The following is a 15,812-nucleotide window of genomic DNA, read 5'->3' as shown; positions in this document are numbered from 1 at the left end:
GCACAAAATTATTTGAGCCGCTGTCAGATGGCGTCTTGCTGCTGGCGAAGATCTGTAAAAAGCCGTGACCATGCTTTGGGTGAAGGCAGCATGAGCCCGGTATCTTTCTTGTAGATCCGCCATTCATCGCCAAATATTGCTTCAAGACGTTTATCCATGTGCCACGTGCCTATGTACATATAGATCGTCGTACCGACTGAAAAGAGCAGGGTGTCGTACGTCATGATCGGGTGGGCCCAGAAAAAGAACATCAAGAACGTATGATGAGGAAAACGGATGTAACGTTTGATGCCTTGTATATGCAGTCGATAGGGTTCGGGAGGTTTTTTTCCTCTAAGACGGGCAATTAACTGGTGAGCGCCGAGCCATTGCCAAAAAGTCGAGGTATAACGGAAACAGTAAATGGTCAGGCCTAACAGCGTGACCATCGATAAGGCGGCGAAATGAAACAGTGGGCTGCCCGGTATCAACACATAGATGTAGTGCCCGGACGGTTGCCAATAAAGAATGCCCAGAATCAACGTGGCTGCAGAAAATACACACATGCCGATATTCCAGCTCCAGGCGGGAAAGACTGTTTCGTAAAGACTCATTGCCGGTTTTGTTGTCAGGCAGGAATGGACTAATCCATAAGAAACCATAATCAATATATCGGTCTGCCACCAGTTCATAGTGTCTACCTTCCATGGTTAAAAGCCGTTGGATACTTCGAAGGTCAGACTCTAGAAGTCGAAAGTGCAGGCGTCTACTGGTAGAACTAACAGGTCTTAAGTTGTTTTGATAATAGAGTGACTTTCATTTTGTTATAACAGCTCAACTGCAGCCGCTTCCTTGCGGCTTATTCGACGGGTTCAGTGAGAACCTGATGAAAGGCTCACAACAAACTGATCGGGTAACTGACGATCAACCGGTTCTCGTCGAACTCGTTGTTGCTGAAGTCGCGGCGGATGGTCGAGTTGCGCCATTTGATATTGAGGTCTTTGAGCGTGCCACTCTGCACGGTATAGGCCAGTTCGCTTTCGCGGCCCCATTCCTTGCCGTCAGTGGTGGTTGCGGTGTGTACGTTGTCGCCGCTGATGTAGCGGTTCATCAGGGTCAGGCCTGGCACGCCAAGGGCGGCGAAGTTGTAGTCGTGGCGCAATTGCCAGGATCTTTCCTTCGCATTGTCATAGCTGGCGTTGTAGCTGTCGTTGGCCAAGGTGCCGCCGCTGGTGCCGTTGACCCGCATCCAGGCACTGTCACCGGTGAGTTTTTGCAGGCCGACATAGAAGGTGTTGCCGCCATATTTGGCCGAGAACAGGCCCGACCAGGTTTTGTTGTCCAGCTCGCCGGCCCGGGCGCTGCCGTCATCCTTGCCATAGAAAAAACCGAGATTGGCGCCCAGTGTCCAGTCGCCCAGCGGTTGGGTATGGATCAGGTTGACGTATTGCTGGCTGTAGATGTCCTTGAGTTCAGCGTTCCACAGGCCGATCTGAGTGCGTTTGCCGTTGAAGGCATACTCACCGCCCTGGAAGTTGAAGCGGTCTGAAGTGAACGCCGTTTTACCCGTCATCGACATGTCACTCATGCTGCTGTCATCGCGCGGGCTATTGGCGCGGAACTGGCCGCCGTAGAGCGTCAGGCCGTCGATTTCCTTCGAGGTGATCTGGCCGCCTCGGAAGGTTTGCGGCAGCGAGCGACCGTCGTCCGAACGCAGGATCGGCAGCACTGGCATCCACTCGCCGACCTTCACTTCGGTCTGGGACAGCTTGGCCTTGAACGCCACATTGGTTCGACCGAAATTGTCTGCCGGACGACCGTCGTGATCCAGCGGCAACAACTGCGTACCGCCGGTGCCTTTGCCGCCGTCGAGCTTGACCGAATACAAACCCAGCACGTCCATGCCGAACCCGACGGTGCCTTGGGTGAACCCGGACTTGGCGTCGAGGATGAAGCTTTGCGTCCACTCTTCAGCCTTGCCCTGGGTCTTGGTCGGGTTGGTGAAGTTACGGTTGATGTAGAAATTGCGCAGGTTCAGGTTGACCTTGGCTCCTTCGACAAAACCGGCTTCCTCGGCCATGGCGGGCAGGGCCGCGCCGGTCAGTGCGATGGCGATCAGGCCGGGAAAGAAATACTGCGCGGTGGAGGAGGTCATGGGCTCGGGTCTCTCTAATTATCAGGGATGAAGCAGTACGCAGCCGCAACCAGAGGTCGCAGACAAAAAAATCGGAATGGATAAACGAGTGGGGGCTCAGCCGGAGCGGGTAGGGCGCGTAGTCATGGTGTCGGACCTGTTGTTATTGGTTTATGCAGGTGCGGGCAATGGTGCGAGGGATGGACGGGGAGATTCAATTGGCTGAACGGGGTTTTGGGCGATTAACGAACACTTATCGATGCCTGTCGAGTCAGGGATGGCATGAGGCATTCTTAATTAAATCCCATAGTTATCCGCGTTAATCATTAGAATTTGAGTGGCTGCTTTATTAATGGCGTTTTATTGTTTTTGTTAAGGTTAGATGGAAGTGCTTAATTCTTTGGTTGTAAGAGGTTTCCTACAGCTTTTACAGTCATATAAAGGTATATGGATAGTCGCCAGTTAAACGTAAGATTTGGTGTTATCGATTATCGTGAAAAGATTTAAAGCACCTCGTCGATATGGCTGGAAAAGAAAGAAGGTCTTGCTATATTTAAAGTCCTCAGGGCGGGCAAGGGAAATTTTATGCATCGTCAGGAGTACATTTTTGTCATGCCGAAATAACAAGGAGAAACACCATGCCCTCAAGAGTTAATCAGGAGCGTCTCGCCACGGTCGTAGGTCGCGCCCTTATCGATAAGGACTTTGCCGCAAAACTGCATGCAGATGCCGAGGCTGCTGCAAAAGGAATTGGTGTGCACTTAAGTGCTACTGAACTTACAGCCGTCAAAAATATTGATACTGTAAAACTGGGGACTGCCGGCGCGGGTATTCGCGACAAACTTGGAACTGCTGCGATATTTGACCAGCAGCAACAGATACAAGCACGAATGGATTAAAAGTCCTGATGCCGCTTGGCGTGCCACGCAAAGCCGGTCGATTTGCGCGGTACGCCAAATGGCTCGATTCAATACCAGGACGCAAAGTGGTCGAACAGGGAGTGAATGGCCCATGCCTGTCACCTTGGCTCCAATGGACAATGCGGACTATGTGACTTTCGCCGAAAGAGCCATTGCCGAATATGGCCAAGGCATGGTCGCCTCGGGTGAATGGGATCAGGAAGAGGCTTCGCAGAAGTCCAGGAACGTCTTCGAGCAGTTGTTGCCGCAAGGGCGACTGTCTGAAAACAATCAACTCTGGGTGATCAAGGACAAGGATCGGCGCGTCGGTGAATTATGGATCGCCCAACGACACGCCGGTGCCCGGCCGATCGCTTTTATTCTGGATATATACATTGAGCCCGGCGAACGCCGTCAGGGGTATGCCAGGCAATCAATGCTGGCCGTCGAGTCATGGGCGCGCCAGGCCGGGTGCGAGGAAGTGCGCTTGCATGTCTTTGGTCGCAACGATGCGGCTCGTCGTCTTTATGAACAACTCGGTTATGACGTCGCCAGTCTGACGATGGCAAAGTCGTTGCCGCCTGCCTAAGGGAAGGTTGAAAAAATGGATACAGGGAACCGTGGGCAACGTGAGTTATCCGTCGAGGATTTATTCCAGGGCACGACATTTCTCCCGGATACCGAGCCTTCACGATTTGAAGTGTTGCAGCAGCGTGTCAGTCGAAATCGCTATACAACCTTTACGGTGCTGTATGCCGAACTTTTTAAACTGTTTCCCGATGCACCGCATCTGGCGGAATTTTTTGAGCAGGCGGTGAACCTTATATTGCTCCCGCCCCCGGAGCAGCATTCAATTATCAATGACCCGGTGTTTCAAGTATGGAGTGCGTTGGTCTTTAAGTATGCCAACCTGGTATTGACCAAAAAAACTGAAGAGACGGCCGAGTTGGAAAAGTTTCTGGTCGAGTTTCCCGATGTGCTGGCGCGGGTGAAAGCAAAGGACAAATCTCGTTCGGCCTATGATTGCCCGCCAGTGTATCGATTCGATGCCGATCCGCTGATCATGCTGGCGACACCGCCCAGTTACGAGTTTCCGGAAGATGAAGTGACCCGCAAAAAGTTGGAGCGCAGTGGCTACTCCGTGCATTTTTTTGGCGATGTCGTGAATATTGCCTTGTTGCGGATAGAGCATACCTGGCCTGCCTGCCATGAACAGTTCAGAAAACTGGTCAAGTCCATCTGTTATCTGCCGGATGCTTCATTCCGAAGTTGTTCGGCGTCCCGTTACACCGGGGTCATCCTGTTATCGAGCCGGGACGATTCGATACTCGACCTTGAAGAGTCCTTGGTGCATGAGGCCACTCATCAATTGCTCTACAACATTGTCGAAGTGTGCCCGGTCGTCAACGAAGAAGCCTCGCAGGAGGCGACGTTCACCTTGCCGTGGTCGGGGCAGAAACGTGATGTGTATGGCTATTTTCATGCGTTTTACGTGTACGTCGCATTGGTCAAATACCTGGAGCGGATCCGCTCGCGTTCGTCCCATGAACTGCAGCGGGCGCAAAAGCGGCTGGCGTTCATTCTGCGGGGCTTGGTCCGGGCCTTGCCGGATTTGGAAGCCAGTAGCGATTTCACCCCTCAGGGACGCCAGCTTCTGGAAAACCTGGCCCAGGAAGTCAGGGTGCTGGAGAGCCATCATGCCGGGTTGTTGGCGAAAACGGCGACTGTGCCTGAACGCGCGCTGGGTGCGACTGCTTAAGCCCGGGAGGCGATCATGGCGATGTTCGATGCTTCGCAATTTCCCGAGGCAGGGGTAGGGCTGGAGTACCACTTGCCGCGACACGGTTCTAAGGATGACAGGTCGCAGGAAGGGCTTGATCCGACCGTCGAACGGATTCTCGCTGAGGGCTTGCCGCATTTCGATTACGTCGAATTTCAGCCGACGCACTGCATCCTGGAGCCACGCTTGCTCGACATCGGCGCTCAAACACCGAGCTTGCTGCATTCGTCCAGTTTGTCCTTGGGCAGTGTGGGGATCGCGATGGATCGCGAGTTTCTGCACATGACGCGGCGATTGTGCGACAAAACCCGCTCGCCATGGCTGGCCGAGCATATTTCCTGGTCGCGGTTCCACGGTGGCGACACTCAGCATTTCATTTTGCCGACCCTGGCCCAGGAAGTGGCTGACACGGTAGTAGCCAATGCCATTGAATTGCAGGAGCTCACGGCAACGTTGCTGGTGCTTGAAAACGCGCCGCGGCTGTTTTCATTGCACGACGCACAAGAGCAGCCCGAAGGCGAGTTCATCTCCCGTGTGGTGGAGCGTAGCGGCTCGGGTTTTCTGTTGGATCTCGACAGCGCGATCGCGACTGCCAGAACCCAGGGTTACGACCTGAACGACTATTTGCGCTCGTTGCCGCTGGACCGGCTCATAGAAATTCACACCGGCCATCCGCGGCGCGATTGGGACATCTTGCGTCAGTTGTTTGCGTCATCCCCGGTGAAAGCGATCACTCTGGAGTGGGATATTTCCCGCAAAACCGATGACGCGGAACTGCTGACCTTGATCAAGGCCATAAAATCCTTGAGACCCAAGGCCCTGTCCTGGCGGGGGCGCGATCAACAGGCCGCGCAAGAGACGCCGGCGGAGGGCACGCAGACCCTGTTGAAACTCAGGGAAAGCACCTGGCTCAGCGTCGGCCCGGCGTCGTTTTTTATCCGGGATCGGCAGCAGGACCTGAGCCTGGAGTTTTGCGTGACGCTTCTGCCGTTACTGCGCCACTTCCTGAGCCCGCAGACGCTGGAGAGTGCCTTGTTGCTGCCGGGTGTTTTGCAGAGTCCCGCACAGGACGACAACCTGGCGTTCCTGAGGACGCTGGTCAGCCACGGTGTTTTGCTGCCCGTCGCGAATCAATCGCAGACTGCACCGTCCCTCAATCTTTGGGCCCGCTGGGACGCGGCGCTGGAGTTTTACCTGAGTACCCGGACTGGCTCGCATACGCCCTACATCAGCGTTGCCGAGCTGGAAACGGAGCTTGAGCAAAAAGCCTCGGCGCGACGCCAGCCCTCGGCATTCAAGGACTATTGGTCCCATCCGTTCATTGCCCTGGAAAACCCGCTACTGACTTCCTGCGCGATCGCTCAGCCGACGTTGCTGGACTCGCTGGGCAATCGCCGCACATCGCGAACCTTCAGTGACCAGCCGTTGAGTTCGGCGCAGCTGTCTCTGTTGCTCTACTACACCTGGGGCGCGACCGTCATGGAGCCGAACCACATGGGGGATTACTTTCTGAAGAAAACCTCGCCGGCCGGCGGTTCGCTGCAGGGCACCGAGGTGTATGCGGTGCTGATGAATGTGCAAGGTTTCGAGCGGGGCCTTTACCACTATTCGGTACGCCGTCACGGGCTTGAGTTGTTATCCCTGGAAGATCCGCGAGCCTGGATCAGCGAGGCCTGTGGCGGGCAACCGTGGATCAAGGACGCGGCAGCGGTGTTCGTTTCCACTGTGCGGGTCGAGCGGATGGCCTGGAAGTACGAATTCAGCCGCGCACTGCGGGTGGTGCTGATGGATGCCGGGCATCTGAGCCAGACCTTTTCACTGCTGGCCACCGCTCTGGGCCTGGGCTGTTTCACCACGGCGGCGTTACGCGACGAAATGTTCGAAAACCGCTTGGGGCTCGATTATCTGGAGGAACCGGTGTTTCTGGTCAATGGTGTGGGCGGGTGAATCTGTGGGAGCGTGGCTTGCCCGCGAAGAACGATGACGCGTAATACCTGAAAAACCGCGGTGCATTCTTCGCGGGCAATGCATTGTCTTTTTCGTGCTCAACAAAAAGCCCACCAATCGGTGGGCTTCGTGTTTTTACCGCGCTATCAGAACAACTTCATCTTCGGCGCTTCTTCTTTCAACGGCTCGTTCTTCGCCGTCTGTTCATTCCAGCCACCACCCAACGCCTTGTACAGATTGACCGCGCTGGTCAGCTGCGCCAGACGGTCGGTGATCAGCGCTTGTTGGGCGCTGAACAACTGGCGCTGGGCGTCGAGGAAGGTCAGGTTGCTGTCGACACCAATGCGGTAGCGACGCTCGGCCAGACGGTAGTAGTCCTGGTTGGCGCTGACGAAATCACGCTGAGCCTGCAACTGCTCGGTGTAGGTCTGGCGTGCGGCCAGGCCATCGGCGACTTCCTGGAAGGCCGTTTGAATGGACTTCTCGTAGTTCGCCACGCCGATGTCTTTCTGGATCTTGGAGTAATCCAGGCTGGCGCGCAGGCTGCCGGCGTTGAAGATCGGCAGGTTGATCTGCGGCTGGAACAACCAGGTGCCCGAACCGCCCTTGAACAGACCGGACAGGTCCGGGCTCAGGGAACCGGCATTGGCGGTGAGGCTGATGCTCGGGAAGAACGCAGCCCGTGCCGCGCCGATGTTGGCGTTGGCAGCTTTGAGGTTGTACTCGGCCTGAAGGATGTCCGGACGACGTTGCAGCAAGTCCGACGGCAGGCCGGCCGGCACTTCGCTCAGCACGTCATCCGACAGTGGCTTGGCCGCTTGCAGATTGGCCGGAATACCGGTGCCGAGCAGCAGCACCAGGCTGTTTTCATCCTGGGCGACCTGGCGGGTGTATTTGGCCAGTTGCGCACGGGCGTTTTCCACCGAGGTACGCGACTGGGCCAGATCCAGCGCCGAGGCGACACCCACTTCGTTGCTGCGCGAGGTGAGCTTGTAGCTCTCCTCGTAGGCGCCGAGAGTTTCCTGGGTCAGTTTCAGCAGCTCTTTGTCAGCCTGCCAGGTCAGGTAGGCATTGGCCACACTGGCCACCAGACTGATCTGCGTGCTGCGGCGTGCTTCTTCAGTGGCGAAGTACTTCTGCAAGGCTTCTTCGCTCAGGCTGCGAACCCGACCGAACAGGTCGAGTTCATAGGCGCTGATGCCGACGGTGGCGGAGTAGGAACTGCTGATGTTCGCTTCGCCGGTTTGCGAGGCCCGTGCCGGAACTCGCTGACGGCTGCCGCTGCCGGTGGCCGAAACTGCCGGGAACAGATCGGCACGCTGAATGCGGTATTGAGCCGCATAAGCGTCGATGTTCAGCGCCGCGACGCGCAGGTCACGGTTGTTCTCCAGCGCGGTCTGAATCAGCTGTTGCAGCGCCGGGTCGTGGAAAAACTGCTTCCAGCCTTGTTCGGCAGCGGCCTGGTTAGGTGCCTGGGCCGGCGAATAGGCCGGGCCTTGCGGGTATTGGCCCGCCACCGGAGCTTCAGGCTGCTGATAATCGGGTATCAGCGAGCAGCCGCTCAGCACGAAGGCGGCGACTGCGATGGAGAGTAGCGACTTGCTCATTAGCCAGCCTCTTTAGATGGTTCAATGGCGTCATCCTGGTCGGCGACTTTGCGCTGGCCCATGGACGACACGGTGACAAAGAACAAGGGGACCCAGAAGATCGCCAGCACAGTGGCTGTGATCATACCGCCAATCACCCCGGTACCGATCGCATGCTGGCTACCCGAACCTGCGCCCGTGGAAATGGCTAGCGGAACCACACCGAGCACGAATGCGAGCGAGGTCATGATGATCGGTCGCAGACGCATCCGGCAGGCTTCGATCGCGGCATCGCGCAAGCTACGTCCTTGCTCATGCAGTTCCTTGGCGAACTCGACGATCAGGATGGCGTTTTTCGCTGCCAGGCCGATCGTGGTTAACAGCCCCACCTGGAAGTACACGTCGTTGGACAGGCCACGCATGCTGGTCGCCATCAGCGCACCGATAATCCCCAGCGGTACCACCAGCATCACCGCGATCGGGATCGACCAGCTTTCATACAGCGCCGCCAGACACAGGAACACCATCAGCAGCGACAAGGCATACAACGCGGGCGCTTGCGAGCCGGACAGACGTTCCTCGTACGACAGGCCAGTCCAGGAAATACCGACACCGGCCGGCAGTTTCTTGGCCAGGGCTTCGACTTCGGCCATCGCTTCACCAGTGGAATAGCCTGGCGCCGGAGCACCGAGGATTTCCATCGCTTCCACGCCGTTGTAACGGGCCAGTTTCGGCGAACCGTAGATCCACTCACCCTTGGCGAACGACGAGAACGGAACCATGGTGCCGGCGCTGTTGCGCACGTACCACTTCTTCAGGTCCTCAGGGCTCATGCGAGCGCCAGGCAGGCCTTGTATGTAAACCTTCTTCACTCGACCGCGGTCGATGAAGTCGTTTACATAGCTACTGCCCAAGGCAATCGACAGGGTGTTGTTGATGTCGGTGAGGGTCACGCCCAGGGCGCTGGCCTTCTCATCGTCGATTTCCAGCTGATATTGCGGTTCGTCGTTCAGGCCGTTAGGACGGACTTGCGACAGGACCTTGCTTTGCGCCGCCATGCCGAGGAACTGGTTACGGGCTTCCATCAGTTTCTCGTGACCGATACCGGCGCGGTCCTGAAGGAACACGTCGAAACCGGTGGCGTTACCCAGTTCCAGTACCGCCGGTGGTGCGAAGGCAAACACCATGGCGTCGCGGAAGGTAAAGAAGTGCTGTTGGGCACGGGCCGCGAGTTTGAACACGCTGTTGTCGGCGTTACGTTCTTCCCATGGCTTGAGCATGATGAACGCCATACCCGAACTCTGGCCACGACCGGCGAAGTTGAAGCCGGTCACGGTAAACACCGAGGCTACCGCATCGCCTTCACCGCCTTCCTTGCTCGGACGCAGCAGGAATTCGCGCATTTCGTCCACGACCACCTGCGTGCGCTGGGAGCTGGAACCGGCCGGTGTCTGCACTTGAGCAAACAGTACGCCCTGGTCTTCTTCCGGCAGGAACGCCGTTGGAATACGGGTGAACAGCCAGATCATGCCGACCACGATGATCAGGTACGCCAGCAGGTAGGGAGCCTTGTGCGCGAGCATATTGCCCACGCCACGTTCGTAGCTTTTGACGCCACGGTCGAAGCTGCGGTTGAACCAGCCGAAGAAGCCGCGTTTCGGCGTCCCGTGCTCACCTTTCGGAATCGCCTTGAGCATGGTTGCGCAGAGCGCCGGGGTGAAGATCAACGCCACCAATACCGACAAGGCCATGGCCGAAACGATGGTGATCGAGAACTGCTTGTAAATCACACCGGTGGAGCCACTGAAGAACGCCATCGGCAGCAGTACCGCCGACAGCACCAGGGCGATACCGACCAGGGCACCCTGGATCTGCCCCATGGATTTCTTGGTGGCTTCCTTGGGTGACAGGCCTTCTTCGCTCATGACCCGTTCGACGTTTTCCACCACGACGATGGCATCGTCCACCAGCAAGCCGATGGCCAACACCATACCGAACATGGTCAGGGTGTTGATGCTGAAACCGAACGCCGCGAGGATCCCGAACGTACCCAGCAATACCACCGGCACGGTCATCGTGGTGATGACGGTGGCGCGGAAGTTCTGCAGGAACAGGAACATCACCAGGAACACCAGCACGATCGCTTCGACCAGGGTTTCAACCACGCCCTTGATCGACTCGGTCACCACCGGGGTGGTGTCGTACGGGAACACCACTTCCATCCCTTCCGGGAAGAAAGGCTTGAGGGTGTCGATGGTATTGCGCAGGGCTTTTGCGGTGTCGAGGGCGTTGGCGCCGTTGGCCAGTTTCACCGCCAGGCCGGAGGCCGGGGCGCCGTTGAACTGGGCGCTGATCGAGTAGTTTTCGCCACCCAGACCGACTTCGGCAACGTCGCCGACACGCACTTGCGAGCCGTCCTTGTTGACCTTCAGCAGAATCGCCTTGAACTGCTCGGCGGTCTGCAGACGGGTCTTGCCGATGATCGTCGCGTTCAGCTGCTGGCCGGGCAGGGCAGGCAAGCCGCCGAGTTGACCGGACGAGACCTGGACGTTCTGCGCCGCGATGGCGGTTTTCACGTCCACCGGGGTCAGGTTGTAGTTGTTCAACTTGGCCGGGTCCAGCCAGATCCGCATCGCGTACTGGGCACCGAAGACCTGGAAGTCACCGACACCGGCGGTGCGCGAAATCGGGTCCTGCATGTTCGACACGATGTAGTTGGACAGGTCGTCCTTGGTCATGCTGCCGTCGCGCGACACCACGCCGATGACCATCAGGAAGTTTTTCACCGACTTGGTCACGCGGATGCCCTGTTGCTGCACTTCTTGCGGCAACAGCGGGGTGGCCAGGTTCAGCTTGTTCTGGACCTGAACCTGCGCGGTATCGGAGTTGGTGCCCTGCTCAAAGGTCGCGGTAATGGTCATGTTGCCGTCGGAGTTACTTTCCGAGGAGACATAACGCAGGTTATCGATACCGTTGAGCTGTTGCTCGATCACTTGCACCACGGTGTCCTGCACGGTTTGTGCAGACGCGCCCGGGTAGGTCACCGAGATCGCAATAGCTGGAGGCGCAATGCTCGGGTATTGGTTGATCGGCAGTTTGAGAATCGATAGAGCCCCGACCAGCATAATCACCAGGGCAATTACCCAGGCGAAAATCGGACGGTCGATAAAAAATTTCGACATGGTTTACTCCCCTTTGCCGCCGGCAGCAGTATTAGCTGCCTGTGCGGTGGCCGGGCTCTTTGCGCCAACGTTAGTGGCTTCAGTGGCTTTCACTTCAACGCCAGGTCTGACGAATTGCAGCCCTTCGGTGATCACGCGATCGCCGGCCTTCAGCCCGTCTTCAATCAGCCATTGGTTACCGACAGTGCGGCTGGCCTTGAGCTGACGCAGTTCGACCTTGTTGTCCGGACCGACGACCAGCGCGGTCGGAGAGCCTTTGAGGTCGCGAGTCACGCCTTGTTGCGGGGCCAGAATCGCCGCGCTGTCCACACCAGCCTGCAACTGAGCGTGAACGAACATGCCCGGCAGCAGGGTGTGATCAGGGTTCGGGAACACGGCGCGCAGGGTCACCGAACCGGTGGTCTGGTCAACCGAAACTTCGGAGAACTCGAGTTTGCCGTCCAGCGTGTACTGGCTGCCATCTTCCAGGGTCAGCTTGACCGCGGCGGCGTTGTCGCCCGCTTTTTGCAGGCGACCGCTTTCCAGTTCACGGCGCAGCTCAAGCAGCTCCACCGAAGACTGGGTGACGTCGACGTAGATCGGGTCCAGTTGCTGAATGACGGCCATGGCGTCGGTCTGGCCGCTGCTGACCAGCGCGCCTTCTGTCACCGACGAACGGCCGATACGGCCAGAGATCGGTGCGTAAACCTTGGTGTAGCGCACGTTGATCTGGGCGCTCTGCAGGGACGCTTCCGATTGCAGGCGGTTGGCCAGCGCGGTGTCGTATTCCTGACGGCTGACAGCCTGTTCATCGACCAGTTGCTTGTAGCGGTCGGAGATCGACTTGGTCGAACGCAGGTTGGCTTCGGCGCTTTTCAGGGTCGCGTCATAGACCGATGGGTCGATCTGATAAAGCTGCTGACCGGCCTTGACATCGCCGCCTTCCTTGAACAGTCGCTTGAGAATGATGCCGTTGACCTGTGGGCGAACTTCGGCGATGCGGAACGCACTGGTGCGCCCCGGAAGTTCGGACGTCAGGGTGAAGGCTTGAGGTTGCAGGGTTACGACGCCGACCTGAGGGGTTGGTGCGGCAGGTGCCGCCTCTTCCTTTTTACATCCGCTGAGCAGCGATGCCAGGGCGACGGCAGTAACCAGAGCGGTAACAGCTGGCTTGAATTGCATGAAGATCCTCGGGTCAGGCGCGCAATTGCGCACAAGAAATGTGGAAGGTTAAAAAATTTTTGCCGGGTGGATAAGTAGCTTGCTAAGGAATATACTTACGTTCATGGTTGTTTGTAAAGGCCTTGGCGGTGTACCCATCCGGTTACAAAAGCCGTTCAAAGGTTTGAATTGTAGGCCTGATGAGACGCCCAAGAGCGCTCGCCCCACTTTTATTCAGCTGATATTCAGACATCGCTGAAGCACCCTGATTGAGGTTTTACTGCCATGGTCCGTCGTACCAAAGAGGAAGCTCAAGAAACCCGAAGCCAGATACTCGAAGCGGCAGAAAAAGCCTTTTATGAGCGGGGCGTGGCACGCACGACGCTGGCGGATATCGCTACCCTGGCCGGCGTGACTCGCGGGGCCATCTACTGGCATTTCAGTAACAAGGCGGATCTGGTGCAGGCGATGCTCGATAGCTTGCATGAGCCGCTGGATGAAATGGCCAAGGCCAGTGAAAGCGAAGATGAACTCGATCCGCTGGGTTGCATGCGCAAACTGCTGATTCATTTGTTTCATCAAGTTGCCCTGGACCCGAAAACCCGACGCATCAACGAGATTCTTTTTCATAAGTGCGAATTCACCGATGAAATGTGCGATCTGCGCCAGCAGCGCCGAACGGCCAGTCTCGATTGCAATGTGCGAATCGCTCTGGCTCTGAGTAATGCGGTGAATCGCGGGCAGTTGCCGGAAAACCTCGACACTGCTCGCGCGGCCATCAGTCTGCATGCGTACGTCGATGGCATCCTGTATCAGTGGCTGTTGGCTCCCGACAGTTTTCAACTGCACACCGAAGCCGAGCGCTGTGTCGATACAGCGTTGGATATGCTGCGCTTGAGTCCCAGCCTGCGCAATTGAAACAAAATGCGTAATTGGATCCGTTTGTGTCAAGACTTGAAGCGGGAATGTCCCTGCTTCGCTCGCCTTTCTGTAATGGGGTGCTTTTATATACGTACGTTTGCCAGGTTGATAGGTAGCGAGCTACGTATTTTGTAGGGATTTTGTGTCGAGTGTGTGAATGAATGTTAACCACCCGGGCTACAAGGGCGCCGAGCAGCCGATAAAGGGTATCGCGCTGATCTGCCTGGCGGTTTTGTTGTTCGCCAGTCACGACACTTTGTCCAAGTACTTGTCCGGGTTCTATCCGATCGTGATGGTGGTTTGGGCACGCTACGTGGTGCACACCTTGTTGATGCTGGTGATTTTCGTGCCACGCAGTGGTTTCTCGGTGGTAGTGCGCACCAAGCGTCCGGGTTTGCAGTTATTGCGCGCCCTGTGCCTGATCGGCACCAGCCTGTTTTTCACTACCGGTCTGCGTTACATCCCCTTGGCTGAAGCCACAGCCGTCACTTTTCTTGCGCCTTTATTGGTGACTGCGTTGTCCGTACCGTTGCTGCATGAGCGGGTAACCCGTCATCAGTGGCTGGCGGTGCTGGGTGGATTTGTCGGCGTGTTGATCGTCGTGCGGCCCGGTGGTGCGCTGTTCACCCCGGCGATCTTGTTGCCACTGTGCTCGGCCTTGTGTTTTGGCTTCTATCAATTGCTCACCCGCCTGCTCAGCGGTATCGACAGCCCGACCACCAGCAACTTTCTCACCGGCATTCTCAACAGCCTGCTCATGACTGCGCTGTTGCCGTTCTTTTGGAGCACGCCGACGCTGCTGCATGGCCTGTTCATGATCGGGCTGGGCACTTGCGGCATGCTCGGTCACATGTTGCTGACCCAAGCCTTCCGCCATGCGGCCCCGGCGATGCTGGCACCGTTCAGTTACGGGCAGATCCTGTTTGCCGGGATATACGGGTATTTGATCTTCGACCATACCCCGGACAGCTTTGGCGTGATCGGTATCACGGTAATTTGCCTCAGCGGTCTCGCGGTCGCCTGGGGACAGCGCAAACGCTGACTAGATCGCTCCTGCATTTGAATGGCGTACACCCTGTAGGAGCTGCCGAAGGCTGCGATCTTTTGATCTTCTATATGCAAAATGCAAAAGCCCCGGCTCTTTCGAGTCGGGGCTTTTGCATTTCAACGGCGGATGTTTACAGCGCCGGGTAGTCGATGTAACCGACCGGACCCTTCGCATAGAACAGTTCCGGACGTGCTTCATTCAACGGCGCATCGGCCTTCAAACGTGCCGGCAGGTCCGGGTTGGCGATAAACGGTACACCGAATGCCACTGCGTCAGCCTTGCCACTGGCGAGCCATTCGTTGGCGCTGTCCTTGGTGAAGCGTTCGTTGGCGATGTACGGGCCGCCGAAGGCTTCCTTCAGTTGTGGGCCGAGGCTGTCGCCGGCTTCTTTCTCGCGCGAGCAGATGAAGGCGATGCCACGCTTGCCCAGTTCGCGAGCGACATAGGTGAAGGTCTCGGACAGGTTGTCATCGCCCATGTCATGCAGATCGGCACGCGGTGACAGGTGCACACCCACGCGGCCCGCGCCCCAGATTTCGATGGCGGCATCGGTCACTTCCAGCAACAGACGCGCACGGTTTTCCAGGGAGCCGCCATAGTTGTCGGTGCGCTGGTTGGTGCTGCTTTGCAGGAACTGGTCGAGCAGGTAACCGTTGGCGCCGTGGATTTCCACACCGTCGAAACCGGCAGCCTTGGCGTTCTCGGCACCCACGCGGTAAGCGTCGATGATGTCGGCGATTTCCGCAGTTTCCAGGGCGCGCGGGGTTGGAAAGTCGGCCAATGGACGCACCAGGCTGACATGACCCTTAGGCTGGATGGCACTCGGCGCGACCGGTGCTTCGCCGTTCAGGTACAAGGGGTGGGAAATCCGGCCCACGTGCCACAGTTGCAGGAAGATTTTGCCGCCCGCGCCGTGGATCGCTTTGGTCACGTTGCTCCAGCCGCGCACCTGGTCGTTGGACCAGATGCCGGGCGTGTCCGGGTAGCCCACGCCGATTGGCGTGACCGACGTGGCTTCGCTGAGGATCAGACCGGCAGAGGCGCGCTGCACGTAGTACTCGGCCATCAGCGCGTTTGGCACACGGCCTTCGTCGGCGCGGCAGCGGGTCAGCGGCGCCATGATGATGCGGTTGGCCAACTTGAGGTCGCCCAGTTTGATCGGATCGAAAATAGTCGTCATGAAATAGCTCTCTTTT

12 protein-coding genes are annotated in these 15,812 nt (G+C 57.5%); 6 read left to right on the top strand and 6 right to left on the bottom strand.

Annotation, left to right across the window (positions count from 1 at the left end; genetic code table 11):
- Positions 1 to 23: 23 nt before the first annotated feature.
- Both PMI18_RS08675 and PMI18_RS08680 read right to left on the bottom strand, forming a co-directional pair.
- Positions 24 to 671 carry a hypothetical protein gene (locus tag PMI18_RS08675; RefSeq protein WP_007903820.1) on the bottom strand — a complete coding sequence of 216 codons (648 nt, stop codon included), beginning with the start codon at positions 669 to 671 and terminating at the stop codon, positions 24 to 26.
- A 203-nt stretch (positions 672 to 874) separates the two neighbouring features.
- Entirely contained in the window at positions 875 to 2,134 is a 1,260-nt protein-coding gene (locus PMI18_RS08680; protein WP_007903815.1) for an OprD family porin, read from the bottom strand.
- Between the two features lie 617 nt (positions 2,135 to 2,751).
- Between PMI18_RS08680 and PMI18_RS08685 the strand changes: the two genes are divergently transcribed.
- From PMI18_RS08685 to PMI18_RS08700, 4 genes are all read left to right on the top strand, one after another.
- Positions 2,752 to 3,012 (top strand): Os1348 family RiPP precursor, encoded by a 261-nt coding sequence (locus PMI18_RS08685; protein WP_007903813.1) that lies wholly within the window; start codon positions 2,752 to 2,754, stop codon positions 3,010 to 3,012.
- 112 nt (positions 3,013 to 3,124) lie between these two features.
- Entirely contained in the window at positions 3,125 to 3,601 is a 477-nt protein-coding gene (locus PMI18_RS08690) for a GNAT family N-acetyltransferase (RefSeq protein ID WP_007903812.1), read from the top strand.
- Positions 3,602 to 3,616: 15 nt separating this feature from the next.
- Positions 3,617 to 4,771 (top strand): aKG-HExxH-type peptide beta-hydroxylase, encoded by a 1,155-nt coding sequence (locus PMI18_RS08695; protein WP_007903811.1) that lies wholly within the window; start codon positions 3,617 to 3,619, stop codon positions 4,769 to 4,771.
- A 15-nt stretch (positions 4,772 to 4,786) separates the two neighbouring features.
- A complete protein-coding gene (locus tag PMI18_RS08700) occupies positions 4,787 to 6,739 on the top strand; it encodes a multinuclear nonheme iron-dependent oxidase (protein ID WP_007903810.1) in 1,953 nt (650 codons plus the stop codon).
- A gap of 146 nt (positions 6,740 to 6,885) precedes the next feature.
- Here the strand turns inward: PMI18_RS08700 and emhC are convergent, their stop codons facing one another.
- From emhC to emhA, 3 genes are read right to left on the bottom strand one after another with little or no spacing between them, the layout of a single operon-like run.
- Positions 6,886 to 8,346 (bottom strand): efflux RND transporter outer membrane subunit EmhC, encoded by a 1,461-nt coding sequence (gene emhC, locus PMI18_RS08705; protein ID WP_007903808.1) that lies wholly within the window; start codon positions 8,344 to 8,346, stop codon positions 6,886 to 6,888.
- Positions 8,346 to 11,507, bottom strand: coding sequence for an efflux RND transporter permease subunit EmhB (emhB, locus tag PMI18_RS08710; protein WP_007903807.1), 3,162 nt, complete (start codon positions 11,505 to 11,507; stop codon positions 8,346 to 8,348). Before emhB ends, emhC begins: the two co-directional genes overlap by 1 nt.
- A gap of 3 nt (positions 11,508 to 11,510) precedes the next feature.
- Positions 11,511 to 12,668, bottom strand: coding sequence for an efflux RND transporter periplasmic adaptor subunit EmhA (gene emhA, locus PMI18_RS08715; protein WP_007903804.1), 1,158 nt, complete (start codon positions 12,666 to 12,668; stop codon positions 11,511 to 11,513).
- 264 nt (positions 12,669 to 12,932) lie between these two features.
- On the opposite strand from emhA, the gene emhR reads away from it, so the two are divergent.
- Both emhR and PMI18_RS08725 read left to right on the top strand, forming a co-directional pair.
- Positions 12,933 to 13,565 carry an efflux system transcriptional repressor EmhR gene (gene emhR / locus PMI18_RS08720; RefSeq protein ID WP_007903801.1) on the top strand — a complete coding sequence of 211 codons (633 nt, stop codon included), beginning with the start codon at positions 12,933 to 12,935 and terminating at the stop codon, positions 13,563 to 13,565.
- 160 nt (positions 13,566 to 13,725) lie between these two features.
- Positions 13,726 to 14,610 (top strand): DMT family transporter, encoded by an 885-nt coding sequence (locus tag PMI18_RS08725; RefSeq protein WP_007903800.1) that lies wholly within the window; start codon positions 13,726 to 13,728, stop codon positions 14,608 to 14,610.
- Positions 14,611 to 14,746: 136 nt separating this feature from the next.
- On the opposite strand, the gene PMI18_RS08730 is transcribed toward PMI18_RS08725, so the two are convergent.
- Positions 14,747 to 15,796 carry an alkene reductase gene (locus PMI18_RS08730; protein ID WP_007903799.1) on the bottom strand — a complete coding sequence of 350 codons (1,050 nt, stop codon included), beginning with the start codon at positions 15,794 to 15,796 and terminating at the stop codon, positions 14,747 to 14,749.
- Positions 15,797 to 15,812: the final 16 nt, after the last annotated feature.

The sequence above is a fragment of the Pseudomonas sp. GM102 genome (genome assembly GCF_000282555.1).
In the GTDB taxonomy this organism is placed as follows: Bacteria; Pseudomonadota; Gammaproteobacteria; order Pseudomonadales; family Pseudomonadaceae; genus Aquipseudomonas.
The sequence above is the reverse complement of the archived record's forward strand: the minus strand, read 5'-3'. Positions and strand labels throughout refer to the sequence as shown.

What these genes read in the sequence shown, in the direction of transcription:
- PMI18_RS08675 (WP_007903820.1), bottom strand. Translation starts at nt 671, where the DNA reads ATGAACTGGTGGCAGACCGATATATTGATTATGGTTTCTTATGGATTA.
- PMI18_RS08680 (WP_007903815.1), bottom strand. Translation starts at nt 2,134, where the DNA reads ATGACCTCCTCCACCGCGCAGTATTTCTTTCCCGGCCTGATCGCCATC.
- PMI18_RS08685 (WP_007903813.1), top strand. Translation starts at nt 2,752, where the DNA reads ATGCCCTCAAGAGTTAATCAGGAGCGTCTCGCCACGGTCGTAGGTCGC.
- PMI18_RS08690 (WP_007903812.1), top strand. Translation starts at nt 3,125, where the DNA reads ATGCCTGTCACCTTGGCTCCAATGGACAATGCGGACTATGTGACTTTC.
- PMI18_RS08695 (WP_007903811.1), top strand. Translation starts at nt 3,617, where the DNA reads ATGGATACAGGGAACCGTGGGCAACGTGAGTTATCCGTCGAGGATTTA.
- PMI18_RS08700 (WP_007903810.1), top strand. Translation starts at nt 4,787, where the DNA reads ATGGCGATGTTCGATGCTTCGCAATTTCCCGAGGCAGGGGTAGGGCTG.
- emhC (WP_007903808.1), bottom strand. Translation starts at nt 8,346, where the DNA reads ATGAGCAAGTCGCTACTCTCCATCGCAGTCGCCGCCTTCGTGCTGAGC.
- emhB (WP_007903807.1), bottom strand. Translation starts at nt 11,507, where the DNA reads ATGTCGAAATTTTTTATCGACCGTCCGATTTTCGCCTGGGTAATTGCC.
- emhA (WP_007903804.1), bottom strand. Translation starts at nt 12,668, where the DNA reads ATGCAATTCAAGCCAGCTGTTACCGCTCTGGTTACTGCCGTCGCCCTG.
- emhR (WP_007903801.1), top strand. Translation starts at nt 12,933, where the DNA reads ATGGTCCGTCGTACCAAAGAGGAAGCTCAAGAAACCCGAAGCCAGATA.
- PMI18_RS08725 (WP_007903800.1), top strand. Translation starts at nt 13,726, where the DNA reads ATGAATGTTAACCACCCGGGCTACAAGGGCGCCGAGCAGCCGATAAAG.
- PMI18_RS08730 (WP_007903799.1), bottom strand. Translation starts at nt 15,796, where the DNA reads ATGACGACTATTTTCGATCCGATCAAACTGGGCGACCTCAAGTTGGCC.